Genomic DNA, 25,224 nt, shown 5'->3' with positions numbered 1-25,224 from the left:
GCGTTAACAAGAAAGCATTCTACCTGTTAACATGTAAGAGCTCAAGTGGGTTTTGGTGCCAGACGCATGATTTCATCGATCCGCTCTCGACTGAAGTCAGCCAGTGCATTCGCTGCGCCCAGCAGCATCATCGCCATCGCACTGTGTTGAGTGGAACCGTCACCGGGATCGCTATACATCACAACAGCTCTTCGGTCTGAAGTGTTGTATTTCTCTATCATGTCAGTGATCTCGCTGAAGCGGTTACTGACCCGGTAAGAAGTATGCGTTGAGACCCGATATTGCAGGTTTAAAGGCGGTTCATTTATCTTCCGGCCCCATTTCAGAACGTATTCGGAATAAGGCTTCATGCTGTCCAGGTATTCGACTAGTCCCTGTAGAGCATCTAACTCACCTTCGCGGGAATCGAAACGCTCTAACTGATGCTGTGCCTCGGCTGAACTAATCTGCTTCCGAACCGCGCTCGTGGTCCATAGGGCTGCAACTAGGGCGGCAGCACCGGCTAACATGGTTTGATATCGAAAGAGGAAGTATTCAAGCGCACCATAAGGTGCATTGGTCGCATCTATGCCAGTGGTGGTCATTGAACCAATGAGGGCGCCTATGAGCAGCAACTCGACGCAGACAAACGCCCAAAATACGCGGTCAGCTTTCATCTAGTCCCCACTTACCTGCTCCTTGTATTTGCAACATTGCCGGGACGCATCGATTTCGCAATCTCCGATGCCACCAAGCCGCGCATAGTCGCTTCCATCTGACGGGACATCCGCTTTGCCAAATCGTTATTTTGGGCTTCAGTGCCGCCCGACGCAGTCACCGTCACCGGCGCGTTGATCGTCACCACCGGTGCACCGTTGTTATTGGCAAAGCGCACATTGTCGTTTGCCGCCCGGATGGCCGAACCGTCACCCACAAGTCCACCAGTGGCGAAGGCAGCTACCTTGCCGTCATTAATCGCGCGCAACAGGTCCAGATGCTTCGCCGTCTGCGATGCCCGCACGACGAACTCACCGTCGCTCAGCCGGGCGGGGATGCTGTCACTGGTGCCGGTGCCCGGTCCCCGGATCAAACCGCCCGTTGCGGCCTCGACAACGCCACCCTCACTGAAGCCGAAGACACCGCCCAGAAAGCCAGCACCACCGGCACCGCCCATCAGGTTGGAGAACAAGCTATTGATGAGCGTGTCCAGCGCCATATCGAGCAGGCGGTCAGCAAGACGGCCAAAGGCATTGGCGAGTGCCGTGGCACCATCAACACCACTGCGCAGGTCGCCCAGCAAACCACTCAAAAAATCCTTTGCCAAACCCTTGGCATTGTCCATCGCTGCCTGCATACGATCCATAGCAGCGGTCTCGGCTTCGATGGTTGTCACCAAGTCACGGATACTGGCCTTCTGCGCATCGGTCGCATAAGCGCCGGCACGACGCAGCTCGGCATCAACGCGCCTCTCGACTTCGGACATGCCGATGACGCGCAGCTCTTCCTCAAGCTCGGCAATAAGCTCGGCAGCGGCATCGCGCTCTTCGCGCATGGCGCTGGCCGAACGTCTACCACCACCGCCGCCAACACGCGGCAGCGGCTGAATGGTGTTGGCACCTTCCACCACGATCTCCAAAGGCGGCGGGCTGAGCGCTGCCTGCATTTCCTCTACGCTGCCATAGGTCGGCGTATTGAGGCCTTCAAAGACGCTGGCCACGTCGAACTGGCTAGGGTCGCTACGCTTCTCGATAGCTGCGGACAGGTCGGCAATTTCAGCGGCCAAGCTGTCCTTGGCGTCATCATGGCCGATGCCGGTGTTGAACCAGCCGCTTAGCTCACCGTTAGCTTCCCGCTCAAGCACGCCATCAAGTGCGGCCTGCTTGTCGGCAAGCTGGCGCTGCATAATGGACATGTCACGCGTGCCCAGCGGCGCAGTGCTGGCGCGCAGATTGACCATGGCCGGGAGCTGGTTGAACGTGTTGAGAAAGTCCACCAGCGCCAAGGTTGCACCAACAATGGCCTGCTTGAGCGCGCTGCCCACAGTGTTGGCAACCGCATTGAACCGGCGGTCCAGTTCATCTGCCTTGGCAACTAGCTCATCGCTCATGATCAGGCCAAGGTCGTGCGCTTCCTGACGCGTGGCATAGATGGCATCCCCGCCCTGCTCGATGAGCTGCACGAAGCGCTCACCACCAGTGCCGCCAAAAATCTCATCGGCAATACGGATTTGCGCGGCTCGGTCCAACTGCCCCAACTTGCCGATGATTTCGGTGAAGAGTGCCGAAGGCTCGCGCAGCTTGGTCCGCAAGGTTTCGGCATTGTAGCCAAGACGGTGGAACGCTTCGGCGGCGCTGCCGCCACCTGTGATGACGAACTCATCAGCGCGCAGGTTCAGCTCCTTGATGCCGTCAACAAGGCTATCAACGCCGATACGGTTCTGCTCAGCGACATACTTCAATTCCTGAAAGGTCTCGATGCTCAGCCCGGCGCGTTTTGCCTCATCGCCAATTTCAGCGATGCCGCGCGCAAGCTCACCACCACGGTCAAGAATGCCCATGATGCCGCCCGCGGCGAGACCACCAACGAAGCCAGCGGCCATGTTCTTGCCGATGCCGCCCATACGTGAGCCAAGGCCAGAGAAGTGCTTTTCGATGTCAGTGGCAGCGCGCTTGCTGCGCCTTTCAATAAAGTCAAAATTTTTGCCGACGATGCCGCTGGCCTTCTTCATTTCGCGCTCAAGCTTGTTGATACGCGCCTCAACCGAAACGGCGAGGATCTGATCGTTATTCAATGGTCGTCCCTTCTAGAACATGAGGAAGCCGCCCGGACGGGCTTCGTGGTCGTCATAAATTGATGCGTGGTTATCGTTCGCGGCAGCGCGTGACACGGCCATCCATGTGGCAACGGCACCATCGATGCGCCCGGTGCTCTTGCCCTTGTGCATGGTGCGATTGCCCGCGCTGTCAGTGTGGATGGCGACGTTGGAAAAGCACCAGCGCAACAGTGGGTCCCCACCATGCCGGAACTTGCCGCCGACGATGACGCGCTCAAGCTCATTGAGGGCAGGGGACTGCGTTACCCACCCTTGCCGTATGGTGAGAACTGGCAAGCCCTCTTCAAGCAGCGGTGCCATAACCGGCTGGGCGAAGTGCGGATCAAAGTTCAACTCTCGCACGTCATAGCGGGCGCAAAGCTCAGCCAGGTATTCCGTCACCGCACTATAATCGATGACGTTGCCGGGCGTGGCCGTTAGATATCCCTGCTCGGCCCATTCGGGATAAGGCACGCCATCTCGGTCGGCACGATCGCGCAATAGTTCGCCGGGCAGGAAGAAGTGCGGCTTGACGCTGATGGTGCCATGCTCATCGCGGAAGGCAGCCACAACGGCGGTGAGGTCGGTCGTCGTGGACATGTCCACACCGATCCAGCACGGCTCATTGTCCAACGGCTCCACCTCACCAGCGCCACGGTCATAGACTTCCATGTCAACAAATGGGTCGGTGGACTGGTCCAGCCAGATATTGAGCTTGAGCTGCTTGAAGCTCTGTCGTTCGCGCATGCTGCGCTCTGCCTTGGCGGCGGCGCGGCGGAAGCCGTCAAGGCTGGGATAGCCATGAGCAAGGCCGGGGTTGGTCTGATACCAAACCGCCTCATCCCGCCAATCGGCATCCCGGTCGGCTTCGAAGAGAATGGGCAGGATGGACGGGTCTAGAACCTCACCACGCGCCACCTTGCGGGCGTCTTCGATCTGTTCCCAGGCGACGTTTTCCTGCCCGCGCCCGGCAGTCGTCGCCACCACCATGAGGGTATTGTCGGACTTGTCGAGACCGGACTGCAGGGCTTCCCAGAGGTAGAAGTTCGGCCAGACGTGCAGCTCATCGGCCAGGACAAAATTGGGCGTCCGGCCATGCTGCGTGCCAGCATCGCCAGAGATGACTTCGAGCGTCACCCGCTCCTTGGCATAGACGATCTTCTTCGCGCTATTATGTGCGTCATAGACCTTCACCGCGCCGCTGATCTGGGCACGCGCCTGCACAATGCCCAGCGCTTCCTTGAAAGCGATGCTGGCCTGCTTGCGGTCGGCAGCGGCAAAGATGGCTTCGCCATGCGGCACCCGTTCCGGGCCGATGGTGTGCAACAACGCCAGCGCTGCCGCCATGCTCGTCTTGCGATTGCCGCGCGGCAGCAACAGCACCACCGTCTTGACGATGCGGGAGCCGTTCGGATGGCGCGGGCCATAGATGCGGCGCACTGTGCGCTCAAGCCAGGGGTCAAGCTGAAAGCCCTTGCCGGGCAGCTTGCTCTTGGGATGCTTGAGCCAGCGCAGGAACTGCACGGCGCGCTCACCGTCACCGAAAGTGTCTTCGATGGGCGTGCCGTCGTAAATCCATGCCGGATAGGTGCTAGATGCCGAAGGGGTTATCGTCATCGTTCTCTTCGCTGCGCACGGCAGGCCGTGACCGGCTGACAGGCGTCAAGCCAAGCTCGGCAGCGCAAAGCCGCTGGGTGGTCTGGGCAGCGTTCATGATGCCGAAGGCGGGATGGCGCTTGCCTTCTGCCGTGACCAGGCCATCCACATTGATGATGCGCTGAGCCTGCCGCATGGTGCTGGTGGAAAGGCAGTAGCTCTCCAGCGTGCCCATATCGGCTTCGGTGAGCGTCTTGCGCTCGAGCACAAGAATTGGCGCGATCTTGCGCCATTCTGCCTTGGCATCCTTGGGAAAGTAGCTCGGGGGTGACGGAACAACCGTAACCGGACTGCTACCGTTCACGATGGTGCTGGGCTTGCGTCCCCTCATGACAGCGCCTCGCAACGCAGCTCCATCGCGCGGCGGCGGCCAAGCTCGACAATGCCGGTGATGCCATAGGGCTGACCTGCATAGACCAGCCGGTCCTTGGTGGTGAGACCATGATAGTGCCGGATGCGAAACACCATGTCCGCGCCATCACCCTCGCCATAGGCGCGGGCAACTTCGGCAAACACGTTGCTCAACAGCTCGGCGCGCAGGGTGGCAAAATCCGTCCAGGTGGACGTGACGGTGCCGGCCGGTGAGACGGTTTCGGTCTCACGCTGCAAGGTGATAGTGCGGTCCAACCGCCCGGCGCGCATCACAGGTGATACCCCATGTTTGCGCACAGGCTCACAACGCCATGGCCGCAACCGGAAGGGTCGCGCATGTAGATGCTGCGCTCGACGCGGATGCCGTCATGCAGGTCAAAGCCCGGCACCGTGAGGTCACGACCGATGGCGTTCCAAACGGCACCCCCAATGGTCTTGGTATTCTCAAGCCCGTCGCCTTCTGCCCAAATGTGCAGGTCCAGATAGGCGGTCACGTTCCGATAGTTGGTGTAGTGACCGGCTATCACGACCTGCCCAGCGCCAAGGATGATGCTCGGAAACGCATCGGGCCGGGTGTCGCCATCGCGGATTTCGCGGGGCTCCACAAGCTCCATCACATGCGGCGAGGCGATGAGGCGGGCACGAATGGCCGCCTGCAAGGCAAGGCTGGGTTCGGTCACGGGTTACTCCAATGCTCTTTGATGGCCTTCCGCATAGCGCGGTTGATCCTATTGTTGATGCGCTTCTGAAGGGTCCGCACGGCAGGCCAGAAGAAGGGCTGGGCCGGTGCATTGGCGGTGCCATGCTCCACAAGGTGCGGATAGCGGACGGCGTGGTTGCCAACGGTGACGATGGCCTCAAGCTCATGGGCGGTGCGCTCACCGCCGGGCTGGCTATAGGCGGGCGTGTTGCCGCCGGGCGGCGTCACTTCGATGCTGTCGATCAGCGCGCCGGTGTCGCGCGACGGCTCGGCAAGATGCCCCATCATGCCAGCCAGCTCTTCGGCAGACTTCACGATGCTGGGCTGCATATCCTGCCGGATAGCGTCGGGGATGCTTTCAATGCGCCGCATAAGGCGCTGAACCTGCGCAGAATACGCCATCAGAACACCCATTTCCGATGCGGCGCGACCAGTTCCCAGAAGCCCAGCGGCAGCTCATCGGCGCTCACGCCAACAAGCACGGCCTCACGGTTCTCGTAAAAATGGGCAGCAAGCATCAGGACGGCGCGGCGAAGGCCACCCGGCGCATCGTCATAGTTGACGGGCGTCTCAGCGCCGATTGCGCTGCGCGTATGGTCCAGCGCGTCGGCAATCATGCCGGTGAGCAGGTCGTCGTCAGCATCATCATCGATGATGTTGAGCTGGGCTTTAAGGTCGGAAAGTGCGGTCACTGTGAAAACTCTATTTCGGAAAAATCTTGCGCGGTGCTCCCCCCGCCGGTCCCCTCAAGAGCTGGCAAGTTCGGGACCACCCCCGCCTTTCGCCTGCCGGTCGGTTTCAAGTCACCGATGGCGATGGCAGCTTCCAAGGAGCGAGTCTTGTGCATGCGCTGGGAGAGGGTGTTGAGGCTGATGCCGAGAAAGTCTGCCCATTCTCGCAAGGTCATGCTCATGCCACGCGCATACTGCGGCTTTCCGGACAGAAGGCGTTCGCGCTTCGGCTTCGCTATCGGCAGCGCAGGTTCGCTGCGTGCCGGTGTAGGCTTAGGGTTGAAGCGAACTGTTGGCGGAGGGCGTTCGTCATTGATCCAGCGCAGCACGCGGGCACGCTCGGCACCGTGGCGCTCAGCAATGAGCGCGAAGGCGCGCTCACGTGCAGCACGGCAGTCGGCTTCAAACTCAAGCCGGTCGATCTCGCAGGCTTCTTCGGGCGTCACTGGTCCACCTGCCTGCGCTCTTCGCGCTGCTTGGTGCTGTTATGGTGATGGGCACAAAGGGCCTGCCAGTTGGCGCGGTCCCAGAACAGGGCATAATCACCCTTGTGCGGGGTTATGTGGTCCACGTGGCTGGCCGCTGCATTGCAGCCGGGATGGGTGCAATGGGGATGGGTGATGAGATAGGCGGCGCGGGCTTTGCGCCATTCGTGGTTGTAGCCGCGTTGCCCAGACGAAGGGCGGCGACGATCATGGCGGGCCTTGCGGGCGCGGTCGTCTGCGATCTGACAAGCGCAGCGCTGCCCGGAAGCAACGATGTTGCCGCAACGGCAAAGGCGGGGTGGAGCTACGGGCATCAGGCAACGCGCTCCTTACCTTTGAGGGCATGAAGGCCAGCGCGATTGAAAGCCGGGTCGCGGCCTTCCGCTTCGATCTGCTTGAGCTGCGCTTCGGTGTAGTGGTCTGCGGTCTGGCCGGGCTTCTGTTCGACCAGCACGCCAGTCCGAATGAGATGTGCGGTCTGCCCATTGTGTGCGGCGATAATTTCGGCGGGTGTTGCGTTCCATGCTTGTTCCGGGGTCCAGCCCAGCGCGCCCGTCGCTATGCCGAAGAGCTGGGCGAACACCCGCTCAGGATTGCCGGGCTTGCCCGGTGCCGGCTCAGAGGGCGTGGCGTCGTCGGGATCAATACCCGCAACAGCCAGGACGAACTCTGCCAGCGGCCCGGTGAGCCGACTGCGGACAGCGCCAAGGCCAATAGCTTCAATCTCAGCCAGCAACAGGCTGGGCTTGACGGCAGCTTCCCTCAACACGTCCATGATGGTGGTGACGTTGAAGCCCTGCACGGCGGCAAGCAGGCTGGTGAGCCCATGCCGCCGAACAAGACGCATGCAGGCGCGAAGTGACGGGCGAAGCTCGAAAGCCTCGCCTGCCAACTCGACATAGATGCCGTCCGCGCCCAGCTTCATTTTAGGCTGCGATCTTCAGCTTCGTCAGGGCTTCGCCCATGATGATACGACCACCCACGCGACGGCGCGCGTGCAGCTTTACGATGCCGTTGCCAGCGCCGGTGAGGTCGTCACGGATGATTTCGAAGCCGGTCCGGTCCGCGATGGCATAACCGGCTGCAAAATCACCAAAGACGATAGGCGTTGCCGCTTCGGCAATGTCAGGCATGTCCACGGCCTCATAGACCGGACGACCAAGCAGCGAAGGCGGCTGACCACCGGCAATACCGCGTTCCCAGATGTAGGAACCATCGGTGTCCTTGAGCTTGCGCACCACGGACATGGTCTTGCGGTTCATCAGCCAAGCGCCGTTGGACGAATAGGCAGTCTTGATCGAATAGAAGAGGTCAATGAGGTCGTCGCCAGTGATGGCTGCAACTTCATGCTCAGCGACGGCATCAGAGGTGAGAACCCCTTCGGCCTGCGTGGTGCCATTGCCGTTGACGAACCAAGCGGCTTCCTTCTGGCCGAAGCGCCGGGCAACGTGATTGCTCAGGTAGCTGGTGAGGTCGATCTGGGCATCTTCAAGCAGGATGCGAGTGACCGGGACGATGATCGCCATTTCGAAGGGCTTGAGGTCGATCTGGTCAAAGGTCGGCTCATCTTCGGTGCGGGCGGCGGTTTCAGTGACGGGCACCGGCTCGACCTCATCAACGAGGCGCGGAAGCTGAAGCAGCGGGCCGGACATGCTGATGGTCTGGGCAAGGGTGCGGACAGGCGAGAACTCAGCCACCTTTTCCAGAATGGTCGTGGCAACCTGTTCAGGTGCCAGAATGCCGCCGGTTGACGGTGAGCCATAGCCCAGCGACTTCACTTCGGTGGTGTCGCCATTGCGCATGAAATCGGCAAACGCCTTGCGCTCATTGTCATTGGCAGCGCCGGGCTGGTTGTCATTCGCAGCAAGCGGGCGATTGGCCCTGGCCTCTACCTTGTCCAGCCGTGCGGTGAGCTTGGCGATGTTGTCGTTTGCTCCCTTCAATTCGAGCGCAGCGTTTTCGTCGGTCGTTTTGGGGTCCATACGGGTTTCCTGATTGATGGATTTGACAGAGGTAATCCGCGCGCCGGGATGAACCGGACGGCGACAAAGAGAGATTTCGGTGATGGTGAGGGCGTTGAACTTACGGCCACCGCTGGGCAGCGGGTCGAAGCCATTGGCCTTGAAGCCGATGGACAGTCCGGTGATGCGCTTGCTGCGCATGTCGTCGCGCGCCTTGCGGGCCGGGCCGATGCCTTCCACGAAGAGACGGCCTTTCACCTCAAGCCCGGCATCAGTTTCGGCAGCACTTTCCCAGACACCGACAACCTGAGACTGATCGTGCTCCATGACGATGGGCAGTGCGGGCGGAAGGGTGAAAGCACCCTTTTCGATGACGTCACCAACACTGTCGGCAGTGCCGAACGGCCAAGCCAGTCCGGTAATAGTGCCAGCGTCATCGATGCTGACTTCCGCCTTGATTTCGAGCTTCTCCATCAGACGGCACCACCGTTGAGTGTAGCGGCAAGGTCGCCGCTGGCAGCGGTGTCATTGACGGGCTGGTCAGTCGGGCCGGTCCAGAGGTCGTTGAGAATGTCCAGTGCAAGCAGATGCACCTCGCCCAGCGGGTGCGCCTTCACATAGGCATTGATAAGGGAGGTGGCCTCCTCGGGATGGACACCACCGCCAATGAGACCCAGCCGGATCGTGTTGACCAGCTCGGCAAAGCTGGCGCGGCGCACGCCTCCAACAATGGCCGCAATGCCTTTGCCGGTGATGCGTTCAAGTTCAGGAATCAGGTGCGGCGTGAGCGAGAAGTCCCGCTCACGGTCGCCAAAGAATGCTTTGTGCATCAGGCGGCGTCTTTCTCGGTATCAGGTGGATTGTCGTTGTCGGCCTTCGGCGTAAGTGCCGGGTCGGGATTGATGTGCGGACTGCCCAGCTCATCACCACCGGGAAGCGGCGGCAGGTTGCGGGCGGCGCGAACTTCATTGGCAGTCAAAACGCCCATGCTGCGATACTGGCCGAACGCGGTGGCCTGCGCGCCGTGGCTCACGGTGAGTAAGTCGTCGGCAATGAACTCAAAGAAGCGCTGGGTGCGCTCTTCAGCTGACAGCAGCACGCGGGCATAAGCCCACTCCCATGCGTCCAGCCAAGGCCGGAGTGTATAGGTAAGGAACTGGTGTCCCATTTCTTCGGTATTCGCCCAGGTGCCACGTGTGAGGTCGAAAAGCATGGTGGGTGGCACCCGGAAGGCGCGGGCAATTTCTTCAGTCTGGTAGCGGCGCTGCTCAAGGAACTGAGAGTCCACGCTGTTGAAGGTCAGCGCCTGAAAATCCATGCCGTCCTCAAGCAGTGCGGTGCCACCGCTGGCGTCACCGGACTGGCTGGCCTGCCAACCTTCCTTAAGGCGCTTGGCGGTCTCAGCGCCAAGCTTTCCGGGATGCTTGAGGATGCCGGACGGGCGGGCACCACGTGCAAAAAGGCGGGCGGCGTGCTGCTCAAGCGACATGGCAAGGCCAATGGCATTGCGGGCACGGGTGATAGGCGCGGTATCATCGAAGGCGCGAATGTGAAGCACGTCGCGGTATTCATAGCGGACGGCCTTCCGCCCCTGCTGGACCATGTAGAAGGGTTCGCCGGTGGACTCATTGGTCTTGGGTTCAACGGTCGTCGGGTCAACCCGGATGAACTCGACGACTCGGCCATCGCTGGTGCGGTTGGCGAGAGCGAAGCCACCCTTATCGTGCAACAGCGCATCGCGCGTGAGCTGCGTGCGCAGCTCGGCAGCGCTGGTCCAGTCGTTGGCTTCATCATGCGCAAGGCGAAAGGCAGGGTGCGCCGGGTCGGCTTCCTTGCCCTTGGCATTACGCACGAAAAGTTTGACGGGCAAAGTGCCCACCGCTTCCGCGATCAACTCCACTGCCGATGATACCGCTGGGATCTGCATTGCCGACTTAGGCGTAACCGACACGTTGGAGTGGGTCGGCACGGCACCGAACAGCCAAGAGGCCAGCGGGTCGGTAAGCGTCACCGGCTTCGGTGCTGATGGCTCAGGATCGGCTTTGCGGAAGAGGCCGGTGAGGTAGTCGGGAAAGGGGAACAAGTCTGCTCATTCGGTAATATATTACCACAATATGCCTGAGCGAGAACAAAATGTGAATCCCCTATTCGGCGAATTTTTGCTTGCGTTGTTTACGGCCCGCAGTTTTGCTAAGGAGGTCTGCAATGGAGGCTGGCATGCAAATCAAAGACGCAATCTCGACAGCAAAGAACTATGTCCGCGACATCATGGCGGACGAAGAGCCTATAAACATCGGTCTAGAAGAAATAGAATTCAACGAAAACAATAATGAATGGGAAGTAACCATAGGATTTTCTCGCCCGTGGAACTCAGTTCGAAATGCGATGTCGACAATAACAGGTGAGAGCGCACCGAAGCGCGCCTACCGGGTATTTTTCATTAAGGACGATACGGGGGAAGTTCGAGCAATGAAAAGGACAGATTTCGGCGGCTGATGGTGGACGACCTTCTCCTAGACGCCAACCTCGCAGTTCTGCTGACGGTGGGACTCGCGGATAGAAAGCTAATTGATCAGCATAAGAAGCTACGCGCTTACTCCCCGCGCGATTTCGATGAAGTAACAGAGTTCGTGGCGCTCTATGATCGCCTTATATTCTGCCCGCATGTCTTAGCAGAGACTTCAAATCTATCCCTGAGCATTACTGAACCATACAGAACAAAAATCAGCAACTCCCTCGCTCTTATTGCAAGGAGCTCGACGGAGCTTTACCGCAGTAGCTCGGATGCCTCCAACCACCCGCAGTTTACTAGCCTAGGTATGACTGACGCCATCTTGTTGACCCTAGCCGCCGAAGGCTGCGTGTTACTAACGGCTGACGCGGCTCTGCATGTTGCAGCCATCACTGCGGGTCACGAAGCATATAACTACAACCATTTGCGCGAAGCGCGAATTGAGCGAGAAGGCGAATGAGCTAGCGGTAATTTACTGCCTCAACAAGCTCCACTAGGCGGCTTCAAACAGACCGTAGCAACTTATGAGGGCCTAAACAAAAACCCCACCGCGAACGGTGGGGTTTCTTGTAGCAGTCCAATGTGACGTTGGCTGCTACGCTATCCCTGCGAGCCTGGTAAGGTAGCAGGGAATTTCTTAGGTCTTGGGTGCCGGAAGTTTAGTAGCTTCTGCGTCAAGTTGGCCCGAGATACCCCTAAAGAGACCATCCAAGCTGCCGCCGAGCGCTGTCGCTGCAGCAATGATACCCACTGCGATCAAGGCAGCGATCAGGCCATATTCGATTGCGGTCGCGCCGCTTTCGTCGTTTGCGAAGTTCTTCAGAAGGTTCTTCATTTACTGAGCCCCGTTGTTGATGCTTGCAACATAGCAACGGTGAATTGATGCCAAGTTAAAGCAATTGGCTAAACTTTTATTACGATTTGTTGGTTAATGGATACTTAACGGATTCAACAAGTTCAGCCCGGCGCTTCAAGGTGCCTTCCTGCTCGACACCATAACGTCCGGTCATCTTGGGCCGGCTTCATCCCAATGAGGTCTATCTGCTTCCACTTTCAGCTTCGGTAGTAACTGTTGAGCTTCGTCCGCCTGAGAGCGCCCTAGCGATAGATGCTGGCGACGTCTGGTTGGTGTCTGGGGCACTAGGTCACTAGGTCGGTAAAGCTCTATTGGCGTAGTGGCATAGCGCAAGGCCGGGCATCACCACCCGGCCCGCTAAATGATTATCGCCGAGAGATTCGTTCACGCCGCGCTGGTGTTGGGATGCGTCAGGCGAAACAGTTCGCAGCGCAACTTGTCTGTTTTCGCGTGATGTCCCTTGATTAGACCGGCAAGCCGATGCACCACGCGGCATTCATTGGTGTCTTGCAGGTCCAGGTTGAGCAACGTCTCGGCAAGGTCGAAGATCGCTTCTAGCGGGTCTTCCATCAACGTGACGACGCCGAAGGGACCGGGAAAGCTATGGGCGGCTGTGGGGACTGTTTCAGTCTTCATGTCAAAGGCACTCCTGTGGAGCGCCGGCATGCGCGACCACGAAAATGAAAAACCCGCTCGCCTGAAGCAGGGTATCATTCGTGGTCACAATTGACCGAGTTCCCGTTGGCTCATGATTCGGCTTCCATGTCTACATGCACGAAAGCCCGCCCCTTCGGGGACGGGCGCCAAGGCCGAGTGGAGTTCTTGCTATTGCTCGCCGACGCGGTGCAAGCGCACGAGTTCACCAGCCTGCGTCCGGTCGTCCCGCGAGCGCTGCGCAGCGAACTCGAATACGTCGCCAAGTTGCGGGTCGTAAATATCAGCGGCGCGGAAAGCGGAGATGTGGACGAACGTATCTTCGCCTGAGCTACCGTCTTCGGCCCGGAGGAAACCGAAGCCCCGTTCATCGTTCCACGTCTTTAGTTTGCCAATCGGCATGAGTTGTCCCTTCACTTCTGTTGAATAGCGAGAGGCTGGACGAGCCCACCACGGTTAGCCCAGCCCCTCCAATGGCCGCCCGCCGCATTGCAGGATGGGGCGGCCAATCTCGTTACTCGCCGGTGCCGATCTTCACGAGCTTGATTGCGTCCGTATTCGATACGGCCCCGCCAACGCGGCGGTAGGCGTAGAACACGACATGCGGCTTGCTGGAGTACGGATCGCGCAAGAACTTGAGACCCGGGCGCTCAATGGCCGTGTATCCGCGCTGCCAATCTGCAAAGGCAATCGGCAGCGTGCCTGCGCCCACTCCTGGCATGTCTTCAGAAAATTCCACTGGCTTGCCCAGAAGCTCGTTCGGAGCGCCTGCCGTCATGCCGGCCCGCCACAGGTAATTGCCGGCCCCATCCTTGAGTCGGTCGATGCGGTTCGCCGTCGCTGACGACATCACCCAGGTAGCATTCTGCCGATGATCGCTGCGCAACGCCCAGTAGACATCCTTGACAGCGTCGGCGGTGATCGTCGTCGCTCCCCCGGACCATACGTGTTGCAGGGTTGCTGATGCACGCTCGAAGTCACCCTCTGCGTTGGTGGGATAAGACAGAAATCCGGTCGGCTTTTTATGGCCATCGCCGGTCGTAAATGCACGACCATCGGCACGACCAAACTTGTCGACCATTTTCGAGACGATCCACTCACCAACGTCAAACCCGGCATCGTGCAGCAGGCGCTGAGTGACGACCTGTAGCGAGTAGGATTCCATCAGTGGAATTGTAAGCAACCCGATCTTCGGTGCCTTGGTTTCCGGTCGGGCTTCTTCCTCACCGACCCATTCCGCGCCGACTTCATCATGGTCGATTGGTTCTTCGAACGAGCCACCATCACCGATCTGCACGACGCGAACCAGCTTGCGCAGCGGCGAACTGTCGAAAATCTTCTTGCTCATGGTGTCGCTGAGCGCGGGGTGTACGAAATACCCGCCGCCCGGATCATCCGCCACAGACAGGGCCTTGATGTCGTCGAGATCACCCGTGCGGGCGAAAGAGCCGATAGCAGCATACTCCGCCTTGAGATCGCCGGAGACGCGATTGCCAACACCACCGTTGCCGGGGCGGTTCAGGCGAGCCTCGATCTGGTCGAGAGAGTCGCGAAGGTCGTGGACCTCCCCGAGTTCTTTCTTCAGGTCTGCGAGTGCGGCGGTGGTCGCAGCGTGATTCTGCTCGAAGGCAGTCGCAAGCGCGTTCATATCCATTGTTCTAGTTCCTTTTCGAAGGGAGAGATTTCGGCGGTAGCCTTCGCCAGCCGCCCGATCAGGGAGAGGACCGCAAGCGGGTCCGTGTCTTCAGTGTCTTTCTGGAGAAGCGCGTCGTACCCGCCGATCGCTGCCTTCTTGGTGGCCGCCTTGGACAGTCCGCCGTCGCGGAGCAGGCGCTCTAATTCGAGCCTACTCTGGATTTGGATTGGCCCTACCGGGGCCCTGAGAGCTTCGGGCGCTTTGGCATACGTGCCTAGGTCGAACTTTGCCGCTACGGGCAGATCGCCGAGAACTTCGTCTGCGAAGCCACCGGCCTTTGCTTCACGTGCCGTGAGCCACGTTTCGGCGTTCATGAGCCGATGCATTTCAGCGGCAGCTTTGCCGGTTCGAGTAGCATATGTCCCGGCTAGAGCCTTATCGATCTTCGACAGAACCGACGCCTGTTCAACGTGATCTGCCTCGTTGCCGACCGTAACGCCCCAACTGCGATGGACCATGAGGAAGGAATTGGAAGCCATCGCAATCTCATCACCGGCCATGGCTATGATCGATGCTATGGAGGCGGCGATACCAACCACCTCAACCCGAACGTGGCCCCGATACGCGCATGTCCTTGGCCAAATAAACGCAAGTATTGTCGGCAAACACTCGTCCATCCGCAAGGCCGACGACCAGACGACCACGCCTGATCTGTCGCATGCTGATTTCATAGCGTACGCACTCCGTTTCTGGAGTTATTTGTCCTCGGAACTTGACCTCGCCGACACCGGCAGCCCGGCCTTTACCCGGCGAACCCGACCAACCCAGCCAAAAGCCGACGATCTGCCACATGGCATCAAGGCCCAAGCATCCGGGCATCACTGGATCGCCGGGGAAATGACATCCGAAGAACCAAAGGTCGGGGACGACATCCAGTTCTGCGATGACATGGCCCTTACCGAACTCGCCGCCGTCGAGACTGATCTCCGTGATGCGATCCATCATGAGCATTGGAGGCGCCGGCAATTGGGCATTACCTGCTCCGAAATAGCCGCCTCTGCTGGATTTGAGCAGATCTTCCCGACTGTAGGAGCTCTGAGCGGTGTGAAATTCATGCGGGTCGTACACTAAGAACTCCAATAGACGGGTGGACATGTCAGGCGACTAGTGGCGGCGTTAGCCGCAATGCGGCAGCAATGAAGGCCCAAACGTTTTCCGTAAGCTCGTCCGGGTGAGGCCGTGGGTCCTGCTTCATGGCATAGATCAGCGCTTGGCGGATTCCGCCGCTCATGAGCGCTATGGTGAGATGAGGATCGACGTCGGCGGGAATGGTGCCGTCTCGTTGTGCCGCTATCAGCATCTTTGCCCCACCGGCCAACTGTCGGTTTGAGAAGTCGGCCTCAACGTCGAGCACTTCGGGAGCTCTGCTCAGTGTCCCGATCGCCAACCTGGCAAAGGGATGATCGTAGTGGAACGAAATATAAGCCGCGACGCGGCCTTTTTCCTTTTCTGCCCAAGTGGCGTAGGGCCATTTGGGTTCCCTGAACACTGCGGTTTCCAACTGCGCGTAGAACGCCTCGACGACCGCCGCGATCAACCCTGCCTTTGATCCAAAATGATGATAAGCCAGCCCTACGGAGACTTGTGCTCGCTTGGCAACGGCCTGCATTTCCAGATGGCCTTGACCTTCAACAAGCACTTCCTGTGCCGCCTCAATCAATCGCTCCTGACTTCCAACCACGCCAGTCATATGTCACCCAAGATCTGAACTGAATTCAATTCAATTCAATTCAATTTAATTTAATGAAAGCATCCGGCTCGCTTGTCAAGTTTGAGGATCATTGTCGTTGGGGCTATTCCAGGCGCTGCGTGACTTCGGTGGGTCCACAGATCGCTTGGGGATGCCGCGGCGCACGCCTAACGAAAAGATCGCGCGTTACGGGCTGCATGAACTGTCGAGTTGAGCGGAATTCCGCCAACGGCGTGGCGCATTGAGTAGAAATCCGCCAGCTTCGGCTGCTAGAGTCGGCGAAAACACTCGGTTGACGGCGCCGCGAAGACTGGCACGATGCTTGCACTTTACCGGGTGCCCAAACACTGATCAGGTGGCCGGGTCAAAAAAGTACGCATGCTACAGGAGGATAAAGCATGACCGTTATTTCCCCACGCTGGCTGTCCGGTGTCTTGTTGGGCGCCACTCTTGCCGTTGGCGCCGGCACCGGCGCGGCACAGTCGCAGGAATTCATCAATGTGCTGACCGGCGGCACATCAGGCGTCTACTACCCGCTCGGCGTTGCATTGTCGGAAATCTATGCCGACAACATCGAGGGCGCCCGCACCCAGGTGCAGGCCACCAAGGCCTCGGTGGAAAACCTCAATCTCCTGCAGCAGGGCAAGGGCGAGCTGGCTTTCGCGCTGGGCGATTCGGTTCAGGCGGGTTGGGATGGCGTCCAGGAGGCCGGTTTCCCGCAGCCGCTCACCGAAATTCGCGCTATTGCTGCGATCTACCCCAATTATGTACAGATCGTCGCCAGCGCCGATTCCGGCATCAAGACGCTTGAGGACCTCAGGGGCAAGTCAATCTCGGTTGGTGCTCCTGCTTCTGGTACCGAGCTCAACGCCCGCGCCATATTCGCTGCCGCCGGCATGAGCTACGACGATATGGGCAAGGTCGAGTATCTGCCCTATGCGGAATCCGCCGAACTCATCAAAAATCGCCAGCTCGACGCCACGCTGCAGTCCTCGGGCCTTGGCGTTGCATTCATCCAGGATCTAGCCGCGACCATGGAAATCAACATCGTCGCCATTCCAGCCGAAGTGGTGGAATCCATCGGCGCGCCCTATGTCGCATCGACCATTCCCGCCGGCACCTATGACGGCCAGAACCAGGATGTCCCCACGGCTGCCATCGGCAATATCCTGGTCACGCATGCCGGGGTTAGCGAAGAGACCGCCTATCAGATGACCAAGCTGATGTACGAGAACCTTGACCGGATGATTGCCTCGCACGCTGCGGCTAACGATATCGACCCGGCCAAGGCTCTGGATGGACTTTCGATCCCGCTTCATCCGGGTGCCGAGCGCTACTATCGTGAAGCCGGCCTGATGTAACGCGCACCTGGTCCGCCGGCATTGCTGGCGGACCAGGTGCCGCAAAGCTCGGGACTGCGAACGATTTCTACCTCATAATCGCTGCCATCTGCTCTGCCGGGCGTCTCCGGCGGACAGTATGCCCGCACGAGTTGTCTGGGAGGAGACTCGATGTCCACCGCCACAAGTTCCACTTTTCCCAATCAACCTGCGGCTAGTGTCGAAGAGGCTGTCGAAGGTCTGCCCCCAGGCTTCGGGCTGGGTATCATGGGCCGGCTCGCATTTTGGATCGCTGTTGCCTTTTCGTTGTTCCAGCTCTGGACGGCTGCTTATGGCACGCTGCCAAGCCAGGTTGTGCGGGCTATGCATGTGGGCTTTCTGTTGCTGCTTGGCTTTGCTCTGCTCGGCAATCTCGTCGCCAAGACTGTCTGGGGCAGGGTCTGGTTCTGGACCCTGGGCGTGGCGGGTTTCCTCACCGGCATCTACAATTGGGTCTTCTATGCTGACCTCGTGCGGCGCAGCAGCTTCCTGACCACGCTCGATATCGTGGTTGGCACGACAGCGATTGTTCTCGTGTTCGAGGGCGCCCGGCGTCTCATGGGTTGGCCGCTGGCGATCATCTCCGGCCTGTTCCTGGCCTATTGCTTCTTCGGGCAATACGCACCGGGCGCGCTGGTGCATCGCGGCTACGATTTCGTGCAGATCATCGAGCACTTTGGCTTCGGAACCGAAGGCATCTACGGCACGCCGGTCTATGTTTCGGCTGCCTATATCTTCATTTTCGTGGTCTTTGCCGCCTTTCTCGAAAAGGCGGGCATGATTGCCCTGTTCAACGATTTCGCCCTTGGGCTCGTGGGTGGCTGGCGCGGTGGCCCGGCCCAGGTTTGCACTCTATCATCGGCGCTGATGGGCACCATTTCGGGTTCCGGCGTTGCCAATGTCGTGGCCAGCGGCCAGTTTACCATTCCCCTGATGAAGCGGTTCGGGTTCCGCTCCTCCTTTGCTGGCGGGGTGGAGGCAACATCCTCCATGGGTGGCCAGATCATGCCGCCCATCATGGGCGCCGTCGCCTTCATCATGTCCGAGACGCTCAAGGTACCCTATAGCGGCATCGTCCTGGCCGCGATCATCCCGGCGATACTTTACTTCGCCAACTGCTTCTGGATGGTGCATCTGGAGGCCGGCAAGGCCCGCCTCAGCGGAATGAGCAAGGACGAACTCCCCAACCCCTGGCACGCGGTTCGCGATCATTGGCCCTTGGTGCTGCCGCTCGCCGCACTGGTCTATCTGCTATTCGCTGGGTACACCCCGATCTTTGCCGGCACCATGGGCCTCGCACTGGTTGTCGTCCTGATCCTGGGCACGCCTTTGGCCGCGATGATCGGCCCGCGCGCCTTCCGCTATGCCTTCTGGATCGCGCTGGGTCTGGCCTGCGCAGCCTTCCTGCAATACGGCGTCAACCTGCTGCTGATCGTCATCGCAGCGCTGGTTCTGGCCTGCGCCGTCTCTCGCGGCGGCCGAGAAACACTGCTCATCGTCCGCGATTCGCTGGCCGAAGGCGCGCGCAATGCACTGCCTGTGGGTATCGCCTGTGCCGTGGTCGGGATCGTTATCGGCACGCTCACGCTGACCGGTATTGCCTCCACCCTGATCGGCGCCATCATCACCATCGGCGAGAATAATCTCTTTCTGTCCCTGGTGCTCACCATGCTGACCTGCCTGGTGCTGGGCATGGGCATCCCCACCATCCCCAACTACATCATTACCTCTTCGCTGGCCGGGCCGGCCCTGCTGGAGCTGGGTGTGCCCCTGCTGGTCAGCCATATGTTCGTCTTCTACTTCGGCATCATGGCCGATCTCACGCCGCCGGTTGCCCTTGCATGCTTTGCTGCCGCGCCCATTGCGAAGACGTCCGGCCTAAAGATCTCACTCCAGGCTACCAAACTCGCTGCTGCTGGTTTCATCGTGCCGTTCATGGCTGTCTACACGCCATCGCTGATGCTGCAGGACGGCGGCGCCATGGCCGCTGCGCTGGGCTATCCAGTCGAGGTAATCTACATCGTGTTCAAGGCCTGCTTCGGCATTGCGCTCTGGGGCGTGGCCATTGTGGGCTTCTTGTTCGCCCCGATGAATGTGGTCGAGCGGCTCGCCGCTTTTGCCGCAGGCCTGCTGTTGATCCTGGCGCTGCCTTATACTGACGAAGCCGGTTTCGCCCTGGGCATTCTGCTCACCGCCTGGCTCTGGTGGCGCCGCGGTGCCGCAGAGCCGCGACCCGCCACATGAGCCTCTGCATCGCTTCGGCCGGCAGCATCATGACGCTGCTGGCCGGTAGCTTTTCTCTCAGCTGGACCCACTCGGTCGAAAAAAACACCTGGATGGAACGCTGGCAGGTCGAAGGTGATCGCCTGGCCTTGGTGTGGGCGAGCGTGGAAGGCTCCGGCGCCGGTATCGACCTGCCACAAGATGCCGTCTGGGAGGATGGCCGCTGGACCTACCGACCCAGCCTGCCGCCACTCACCCGCCTGAACCTGGCCGCCTCCGGCGCTACGGTCGGCGGCTGGCAATTCTGTGCCGGCGGGAATTGTCAGGAACTTGGCGCCAGGGCAGGGGAGGCGGTATCGATTTGGGTCGCGGATGTATGCAATCCGGCGGCTGAACGAGACGCACACCGGCTTCCCGACACTGCGGCTCAATGAAGAACTCCATGCTGAAACCGATAAGCACATCAGCAGTTCGCTAGCTCTCGCCCTCTCGCAAAGGCTTGACAACAGGGCTGACGGAAAATAATGACTGACCGGTCAGGAATTATCCGGTACCGATATGGCCCGCCACCGCACCATCGAGGAAGACACTATTCTTGATTCCGCCGAGCGGGTCATCATCGAGAACGGTGCTGCCAATTTCACGCTCGATGCGGTTGCTGCGTGCGCCGGTATCAGCAAGGGCAGTGTGGTTCGGGACTACGGAACCAAGCAGGATCTGATCCGGGCGATCGTCAGAAGACGGTTCAACGAATACCAGGCCATGCTCGATGATGCCGAGCGCGCTCAGCCCGCACAGGGGCCCCAAGCGCGAATCGCTGCCCATGTTGAGCTCGCTTGCTTGCCACTGCCGGAAGAGCAGCGCGTTGCTGCGAGCCAGCTGTGCTATTCGCTCGCGAACGACAAGCAGTTAACCGACATCATCACCGCGCACTACCAACGCGAGATCGATGCGGTCTCGGCTCCTGGGGTCAATTCCGGAGCGCTTCTGGCTCTCCTCGCGCTTGAGGGCATCAAATCGATCGAGCTGTTCGGCAGCCATAAATGGCCCGACGCCGAGCGAGAGCGATTACTGGCCCGGATCGCGAAACTGGCCAATTCCGACGTCGGCGGCGGCGCCTAAACCTCTCCTTCTTTGTTTCTCCTCGACTAACTGGGACATTTTCCGTGAACACTTCCGTTCGCCCGCTAAGGGTCGCTGCGCTCATCGGCCTTTCCGTAATTCTTTCTGCCTGCAGTGACTCCAGCGGCTCGACGGAAGGTGCTGCGGCCCCGGCTATGCCGCCGGCTGGCGTCAGCGTCGTGACGGTCGCTGCCGAGCGAGTGGCGCTAGTTGAAGAGCTTCCCGGCCGCATCGTTCCGACCCGGATAGCCGAAGTGCGCCCGCGTGTTTCCGGCATCGTGGTAGAACGCGTGTTCGAACAGGGCAGCCATGTGGAGCAGGGCGACGTCCTGTACCGTATCGACCCGGCGACCTTCGAGGTGCAGATGGCCAGTGCCGAAGCCAGCCTCGCGAGCGCCAAGGCTGCGCAACTGCAAGCGCAACAGGAGGCCGACAGGCAGAACTTGCTGCGCGAGCGCAACGTGTCCAGCCAGCAGTCGCTCGACAACGCGGTCGGAGCGCTAGCTCAGGCCAACGCGAACGTTGCGGCTGCGGAGGCCAATCTCGCCGGCGCCCGGCTTAACCTCCAATATACCCAGGTGCGTGCCCCGATCAGCGGCGAGATTGGCCGTGCGCTCATCACTGAAGGTGCTCTGGTATCGGCCAACAGCGTCGAAAATCTGGCTACGATCCAGCAGTTCGACCCGGTTTACGTCGATTTTACCCAGTCTTCCCGCGATCTCATCAATCTGCGCCAGGCGCTCGAAGAAGGCACCCTTGCCAAGGTCGGCGAGGATGCCGCGAGCATCACGCTCAAGCTCGATGATGGCAGTGAGTATCCCCACAAAGGACGCTTGCTGTTCCAGGAGGCGGCCGTCGATGCCAGCACTGGCCAGGTGACCATGCGAGCGGAACTGCCAAATCCGGACGGCGACTTGTTGCCGGGGCTTTATGTGCGCGTGCTTATCGAGCAGGGCGTCGATCAGAATGCTCTCGTCGTTCCCCAGCAATCGCTGCTTCGCGACGCAGGGGGCAATGCTCAGGTCTATGTCGTCAAGGACGACAACACGGTTGAGCTGCGCACCGTCGAAGTCGAACGCGCCCTTGGCACCAACTATCTGGTCTCGGACGGTCTGGGGATTGGCGACAAGGTCGTCGTCGAAGGCTTTCAGAAGATCGGTCCGGGTGCACCGGTCAATCCAGAGGAATGGCAGCCCGCGGTTGCTGCTGCCTCCACCAACGCGAACTAGGTATAAATAATGGCTCGTTTTTTCATCGAGCGGCCGGTCTTTGCCTGGGTCGTCGCTATCTTCATCCTTGTCGCAGGCATCCTTGCCATCCCCAACCTACCCGTGGCGCAGTATCCCAACGTCGCGCCGCCGCAGGTCTCTGTTTACGCCACCTATCCCGGCGCCTCGCCAGAGGAAATCTACCAGAGCGTTACGCGTCCGCTTGAGGACGAGCTCAACGGCGTCGACGGGGTGATCTACTTCGAATCGACGTCCGATTCCTCGGGCATGGTGTCGATCACCGCGACCTTCGAGACTGGCACCGAGCTGTCCAAGGCGTCCATCGACGTTCAGAACGCCGTCCGGCGTGTGGAATCGCGCCTGCCGCAGATCGTTACCCGGCTGGGCGTGCAGGTCCAAGAGGCCAGTTCCGGCTTCCTGATGATGGTGGCGCTGGTGTCCACCGACGGCTCCATGGATGCTGTTGCGCTGGGCGACTATCTCAGCCGCAACGTCACAAGTGAAATCGCCCGCATCGAAGGTGTCGGTCGTGCGCAGGTCTTTGCATCGCAGCGCTCCATGCGGGTCTGGCTCGATCCGGACAAGATGCTGGGCCTGAACCTGACCTCGGGTGACGTTACGGCAGCGATTGCGACCCAGAATGCCCAGGTGGCTGCTGGTCGCATCGGTGCACAGCCCAACCCGATCACGCAGCAGATTTCTGCCAGCGTGCTCGTCAGCGGGCAGTTGAGTACGCCCGAGGAGTTCGGCTCCATCGTGCTGCGGGCCAACCCGGATGGCTCTGCCGTGCGTCTGCGCGACGTCGCCACGATTGAAATCGGCGCCGAAAGCTACGGCTTCTCGACGCGCATCAACGGCCAACAGGCTGCCGGCTTTGCGGTGCAGCTCGCCCCGAGCGGCAACGCGCTGTCGACGGCGGAAGCCGTGGAGCACAAGATGGAAGAGCTGTCTCAGTTCTTCCCGCCCGGCGTTGTATTCGAAATTCCGTACAACACCGCGCCTTTCGTCGAAGTCTCGATCGAGAAGGTGATTCACACGTTGATCGAGGCCATGGCTCTCGTCTTCGTCGTGATGTTCATCTTCCTGCAGAGCTTCCGCTACACCTTGATCCCGACTTTGGTGGTGCCGGTGGCTCTGGCGGGCACCTGTGCTGTCATGCTGGCGGCAGGCTTCTCGATCAATGTGCTCACCATGTTCGCCATGGTGCTGGCCATCGGCATTCTCGTTGACGACGCCATTGTGGTGGTCGAGAACGTTGAACGCATCATGGCTGAAGAAGGGCTTCCGCCCCTCCAGGCCACGCGCAAGGCCATGAAGCAGATATCGGGTGCCATCATCGGCATTACGCTGGTGCTGTCGGCGGTTTTCGTTCCGCTTGCCTTCACGGCCGGAGCCGTGGGCGTCATCTACCAGCAGTTCAGCCTGACCATGGTGACCTCGATCATCTTCTCGGGCATCCTGGCGCTGTCCCTGACGCCGGCCCTGTGTGCCACGCTGCTCAAGCCGATCAAGCCCGGCCACCACGAGAAGCGGGGCCCCTTCGGTTGGTTCAACCGCGGTTTCAGCCGCGCAACCGGCGCCTATTCTTCCGGCATCGGCTGGATCATCCGGCGTGCTGGTCGGTTCATGGTCATCTACCTGGCGCTGATCGTTGGTCTTGGCTACGCCTTGCTGCAGTTGCCCACTTCGTTCCTCCCCAACGAGGACCAGGGCTTTCTGATCGTCGATATGCAGGCTCCTCCGGGCGCCAGCAACAATCGCATGGCCGAGATCACCCAGCAGGTCGAAGGCATTTTCCAGGGCGAAGAGGCTGTTCAGGACATCGCTGCCATCAACGGCTTCAGCTTCTCGGGCGCCGGCGACAACGCGGGTCTTGCTTTCGTGACGCTCAAGGATTGGAAGGAGCGCGACGAAACCAATTCGGCCGACGCGATTGCCGGCCGGGTCAACGGAGCGCTGTTCGGCCTCAAGGACGCGATCTCGTTTGCTCTGTCACCACCGCCTATCGCAGGCCTGGGCACATCCAACGGCTTCACGTTCCGCCTGCAGGACCGTGGTGCACAGGGACAAGCGGCCCTGGCAGCCGCGAGCCAGCAACTCATGGCAATGGCGTCGCAAAGCCCGGTGCTTGCGGGGCTGCGTGTCGAAGGCATGCCTGACACCGCCCAGATCCACCTTCTCGTCGATCGCGAAAAGGCCAATACGTTCGGCGTAGCCTTCTCCGATATCAGCTCGACCATCGCCACCAACCTTGGCTCCGCCTATGTCAACGACTTCCCCAATGCCGGCCGCATGCAGCGCGTCACGGTGCAGGCGAACGAGGGCAAGCGAATGCAGGTCGATGATCTGCTCGATCTGACCGTCCGCAACTCGAACGGAGGCATGATCCCGCTTTCGACCTTTGCGCGCGCGGACTGGCGGCTGGGGCCTGCCCAGATCGTTGGCTACAATGGCTATCCTGCGGTTCGTATCGCCGGTGCCGCAGCTCCAGGCCATACATCAGGCGAAGCTATCGCCGAGATGGAGCGTCTGGCCGCACAGCTGCCATTGGGTTTTGGCTATGAATGGACCGGGCAGACCCTGCAGGAAATCCAGTCGGGCAGCCAGAGCATCTTCCTGATGGGCCTGACAATTGCCTTCGTGTTCCTGCTCTTGGCGGCGCTCTATGAAAGCTGGTCCATCCCGCTCTCGGTGATGCTCGTGGTGCCACTCGGCATCATCGGCTCCGTGCTGGCGATCATGTTGCGAGGAATGTCGAATGACGTCTACTTCACGGTCGGTCTCATCACGATCATCGGGTTGTCCGCCAAAAACGCCATTCTGATCATCGAGTTCGCTAAGGACCTCTGGGCTGAAGGGACGCCCTTGCTCGAAGCAACCGTCCAGGCTGCACATCTGCGGTTCCGTCCGATCATCATGACCTCGCTGGCCTTTACGCTGGGGGTGGTTCCCCTAGCCATCGCTACTGGTGCTAGCTCGTCCAGCCAGAATGCCATCGGCACGACGGTTCTGGGTGGCATGATCGCGGCAACGCTTCTGGCGGTCGTGTTCGTGCCTGTGCTCTTCGTCTTCGTGATGCAGCTCTTCCGGGTAAAACCGAAGCGCGTCGACGCGGGCCATGAGCTCGCAACGGCGCCAGCCCCGGCTGAGTAAGCCTTCAAAACGGG

General features: G+C 60.1%; 29 protein-coding genes. 8 read left to right on the top strand and 21 right to left on the bottom strand.

Annotated elements, in window-relative coordinates; genetic code table 11:
* Nucleotides 1-41 precede the first annotated feature (41 nt).
* From C8264_RS06910 to C8264_RS06845, 14 genes are read right to left on the bottom strand one after another with little or no spacing between them, the layout of a single operon-like run.
* Nucleotides 42-656: a hypothetical protein gene (locus C8264_RS06910; RefSeq protein WP_108460231.1), complete on the bottom strand. Its 615-nt coding sequence runs from the start codon at nucleotides 654-656 to the stop codon at nucleotides 42-44.
* A gap of 11 nt (nucleotides 657-667) precedes the next feature.
* The gene (locus tag C8264_RS06905) at nucleotides 668-2,770 is read right to left on the bottom strand and encodes a phage tail tape measure protein (protein WP_108460230.1); all 2,103 of its coding nucleotides are present in this window, start codon (nucleotides 2,768-2,770) and stop codon (nucleotides 668-670) included.
* A gap of 12 nt (nucleotides 2,771-2,782) precedes the next feature.
* Nucleotides 2,783-4,408 carry a terminase large subunit gene (locus C8264_RS06900; RefSeq protein WP_108460229.1) on the bottom strand — a complete coding sequence of 542 codons (1,626 nt, stop codon included), beginning with the start codon at nucleotides 4,406-4,408 and terminating at the stop codon, nucleotides 2,783-2,785.
* Entirely contained in the window at nucleotides 4,383-4,778 is a 396-nt protein-coding gene (locus C8264_RS06895; protein WP_108460228.1) for a phage terminase small subunit P27 family, read from the bottom strand. Before C8264_RS06895 ends, C8264_RS06900 begins: the two co-directional genes overlap by 26 nt.
* Nucleotides 4,775-5,089, bottom strand: coding sequence for a phage head closure protein (locus C8264_RS06890; protein WP_281261436.1), 315 nt, complete (start codon nucleotides 5,087-5,089; stop codon nucleotides 4,775-4,777). Before C8264_RS06890 ends, C8264_RS06895 begins: the two co-directional genes overlap by 4 nt.
* Complete coding sequence (locus C8264_RS06885; protein WP_108460226.1) at nucleotides 5,089-5,499, bottom strand: DUF3168 domain-containing protein; 411 nt, start codon at nucleotides 5,497-5,499, stop codon at nucleotides 5,089-5,091. The genes C8264_RS06890 and C8264_RS06885 overlap by 1 nt, the downstream gene beginning before the upstream one ends.
* Nucleotides 5,496-5,921, bottom strand: coding sequence for an HK97-gp10 family putative phage morphogenesis protein (locus C8264_RS06880; protein ID WP_108460225.1), 426 nt, complete (start codon nucleotides 5,919-5,921; stop codon nucleotides 5,496-5,498). Before C8264_RS06880 ends, C8264_RS06885 begins: the two co-directional genes overlap by 4 nt.
* The gene (locus C8264_RS06875) at nucleotides 5,921-6,211 is read right to left on the bottom strand and encodes a head-tail connector protein (RefSeq protein WP_108460224.1); all 291 of its coding nucleotides are present in this window, start codon (nucleotides 6,209-6,211) and stop codon (nucleotides 5,921-5,923) included. The genes C8264_RS06880 and C8264_RS06875 overlap by 1 nt, the downstream gene beginning before the upstream one ends.
* Entirely contained in the window at nucleotides 6,208-6,696 is a 489-nt protein-coding gene (locus C8264_RS06870; RefSeq protein WP_108460223.1) for a hypothetical protein, read from the bottom strand. The genes C8264_RS06875 and C8264_RS06870 overlap by 4 nt, the downstream gene beginning before the upstream one ends.
* Nucleotides 6,693-7,049: an HNH endonuclease signature motif containing protein gene (locus tag C8264_RS06865; protein ID WP_108460222.1), complete on the bottom strand. Its 357-nt coding sequence runs from the start codon at nucleotides 7,047-7,049 to the stop codon at nucleotides 6,693-6,695. The genes C8264_RS06870 and C8264_RS06865 overlap by 4 nt, the downstream gene beginning before the upstream one ends.
* A complete protein-coding gene (locus C8264_RS06860; RefSeq protein WP_108460221.1) occupies nucleotides 7,049-7,660 on the bottom strand; it encodes a phage tail assembly chaperone in 612 nt (203 codons plus the stop codon). Before C8264_RS06860 ends, C8264_RS06865 begins: the two co-directional genes overlap by 1 nt.
* 1 nt (nucleotide 7,661) lies before the next feature.
* Complete coding sequence (locus C8264_RS06855; protein ID WP_108460220.1) at nucleotides 7,662-9,170, bottom strand: phage major capsid protein; 1,509 nt, start codon at nucleotides 9,168-9,170, stop codon at nucleotides 7,662-7,664.
* Nucleotides 9,170-9,526, bottom strand: coding sequence for a gene transfer agent family protein (locus tag C8264_RS06850; RefSeq protein ID WP_108460219.1), 357 nt, complete (start codon nucleotides 9,524-9,526; stop codon nucleotides 9,170-9,172). The genes C8264_RS06855 and C8264_RS06850 overlap by 1 nt, the downstream gene beginning before the upstream one ends.
* Nucleotides 9,526-10,779, bottom strand: a complete 1,254-nt coding sequence (locus tag C8264_RS06845; protein WP_205245629.1) for a phage portal protein — start codon at nucleotides 10,777-10,779, stop codon at nucleotides 9,526-9,528. The genes C8264_RS06850 and C8264_RS06845 overlap by 1 nt, the downstream gene beginning before the upstream one ends.
* Before the next feature lie 134 nt (nucleotides 10,780-10,913).
* Between C8264_RS06845 and C8264_RS06840 the strand changes: the two genes are divergently transcribed.
* Both C8264_RS06840 and C8264_RS06835 read left to right on the top strand, forming a co-directional pair.
* Nucleotides 10,914-11,192, top strand: coding sequence for a hypothetical protein (locus tag C8264_RS06840; protein WP_162783495.1), 279 nt, complete (start codon nucleotides 10,914-10,916; stop codon nucleotides 11,190-11,192).
* Nucleotides 11,192-11,668, top strand: coding sequence for a PIN domain-containing protein (locus C8264_RS06835; RefSeq protein WP_108460217.1), 477 nt, complete (start codon nucleotides 11,192-11,194; stop codon nucleotides 11,666-11,668). Before C8264_RS06840 ends, C8264_RS06835 begins: the two co-directional genes overlap by 1 nt.
* A 177-nt stretch (nucleotides 11,669-11,845) precedes the next feature.
* On the opposite strand, the gene C8264_RS06830 is transcribed toward C8264_RS06835, so the two are convergent.
* From C8264_RS06830 to C8264_RS06800, 7 genes are all read right to left on the bottom strand, one after another.
* On the bottom strand, nucleotides 11,846-12,043 hold the full coding sequence (locus tag C8264_RS06830; RefSeq protein WP_108460216.1) for a Flp family type IVb pilin: 198 nt from the start codon (nucleotides 12,041-12,043) through the stop codon (nucleotides 11,846-11,848).
* Nucleotides 12,044-12,448: 405 nt separating this feature from the next.
* Nucleotides 12,449-12,700, bottom strand: a complete 252-nt coding sequence (locus C8264_RS06825; protein ID WP_108460215.1) for a hypothetical protein — start codon at nucleotides 12,698-12,700, stop codon at nucleotides 12,449-12,451.
* A gap of 189 nt (nucleotides 12,701-12,889) precedes the next feature.
* The gene (locus tag C8264_RS06820) at nucleotides 12,890-13,120 is read right to left on the bottom strand and encodes a cold-shock protein (RefSeq protein WP_108460214.1); all 231 of its coding nucleotides are present in this window, start codon (nucleotides 13,118-13,120) and stop codon (nucleotides 12,890-12,892) included.
* Nucleotides 13,121-13,232: 112 nt separating this feature from the next.
* Nucleotides 13,233-14,372: a phage major capsid protein gene (locus C8264_RS06815; RefSeq protein ID WP_108460213.1), complete on the bottom strand. Its 1,140-nt coding sequence runs from the start codon at nucleotides 14,370-14,372 to the stop codon at nucleotides 13,233-13,235.
* Entirely contained in the window at nucleotides 14,363-15,031 is a 669-nt protein-coding gene (locus C8264_RS06810; protein WP_108460212.1) for a head maturation protease, ClpP-related, read from the bottom strand. The genes C8264_RS06815 and C8264_RS06810 overlap by 10 nt, the downstream gene beginning before the upstream one ends.
* Nucleotides 14,955-15,482: a bifunctional 3-hydroxydecanoyl-ACP dehydratase/trans-2-decenoyl-ACP isomerase gene (gene fabA, locus C8264_RS06805; protein ID WP_108460317.1), complete on the bottom strand. Its 528-nt coding sequence runs from the start codon at nucleotides 15,480-15,482 to the stop codon at nucleotides 14,955-14,957. Before fabA ends, C8264_RS06810 begins: the two co-directional genes overlap by 77 nt.
* 28 nt (nucleotides 15,483-15,510) lie before the next feature.
* A complete protein-coding gene (locus C8264_RS06800) occupies nucleotides 15,511-16,074 on the bottom strand; it encodes a TetR/AcrR family transcriptional regulator (RefSeq protein WP_162783493.1) in 564 nt (187 codons plus the stop codon).
* 428 nt (nucleotides 16,075-16,502) lie between these two features.
* On the opposite strand from C8264_RS06800, the gene C8264_RS06795 reads away from it, so the two are divergent.
* The 6 genes from C8264_RS06795 (at nucleotide 16,503) to C8264_RS06770 (ending at nucleotide 25,210) form a co-directional block, all read left to right on the top strand.
* The gene (locus C8264_RS06795; RefSeq protein ID WP_108460210.1) at nucleotides 16,503-17,465 is read left to right on the top strand and encodes a TAXI family TRAP transporter solute-binding subunit; all 963 of its coding nucleotides are present in this window, start codon (nucleotides 16,503-16,505) and stop codon (nucleotides 17,463-17,465) included.
* Nucleotides 17,466-17,615: 150 nt separating this feature from the next.
* Complete coding sequence (locus tag C8264_RS06790; RefSeq protein WP_108460209.1) at nucleotides 17,616-19,727, top strand: TRAP transporter permease; 2,112 nt, start codon at nucleotides 17,616-17,618, stop codon at nucleotides 19,725-19,727.
* Nucleotides 19,724-20,140, top strand: a complete 417-nt coding sequence (locus C8264_RS06785; RefSeq protein ID WP_108460208.1) for a DUF1850 domain-containing protein — start codon at nucleotides 19,724-19,726, stop codon at nucleotides 20,138-20,140. Before C8264_RS06790 ends, C8264_RS06785 begins: the two co-directional genes overlap by 4 nt.
* A 124-nt stretch (nucleotides 20,141-20,264) precedes the next feature.
* Nucleotides 20,265-20,828 carry a TetR/AcrR family transcriptional regulator gene (locus C8264_RS06780; RefSeq protein WP_108460207.1) on the top strand — a complete coding sequence of 188 codons (564 nt, stop codon included), beginning with the start codon at nucleotides 20,265-20,267 and terminating at the stop codon, nucleotides 20,826-20,828.
* A 44-nt stretch (nucleotides 20,829-20,872) separates the two neighbouring features.
* Complete coding sequence (locus C8264_RS06775) at nucleotides 20,873-22,057, top strand: efflux RND transporter periplasmic adaptor subunit (protein WP_245892970.1); 1,185 nt, start codon at nucleotides 20,873-20,875, stop codon at nucleotides 22,055-22,057.
* A 9-nt stretch (nucleotides 22,058-22,066) separates the two neighbouring features.
* The gene (locus C8264_RS06770) at nucleotides 22,067-25,210 is read left to right on the top strand and encodes an efflux RND transporter permease subunit (protein ID WP_108460205.1); all 3,144 of its coding nucleotides are present in this window, start codon (nucleotides 22,067-22,069) and stop codon (nucleotides 25,208-25,210) included.
* Nucleotides 25,211-25,224 lie beyond the last annotated feature (14 nt).

Source organism: Devosia naphthalenivorans (assembly GCF_003056355.1).
In the GTDB taxonomy this organism is placed as follows: Bacteria; Pseudomonadota; Alphaproteobacteria; order Rhizobiales; family Devosiaceae; genus Devosia; species Devosia naphthalenivorans.
The sequence above is the reverse complement of the archived record's forward strand: the minus strand, read 5'-3'. Positions and strand labels throughout refer to the sequence as shown.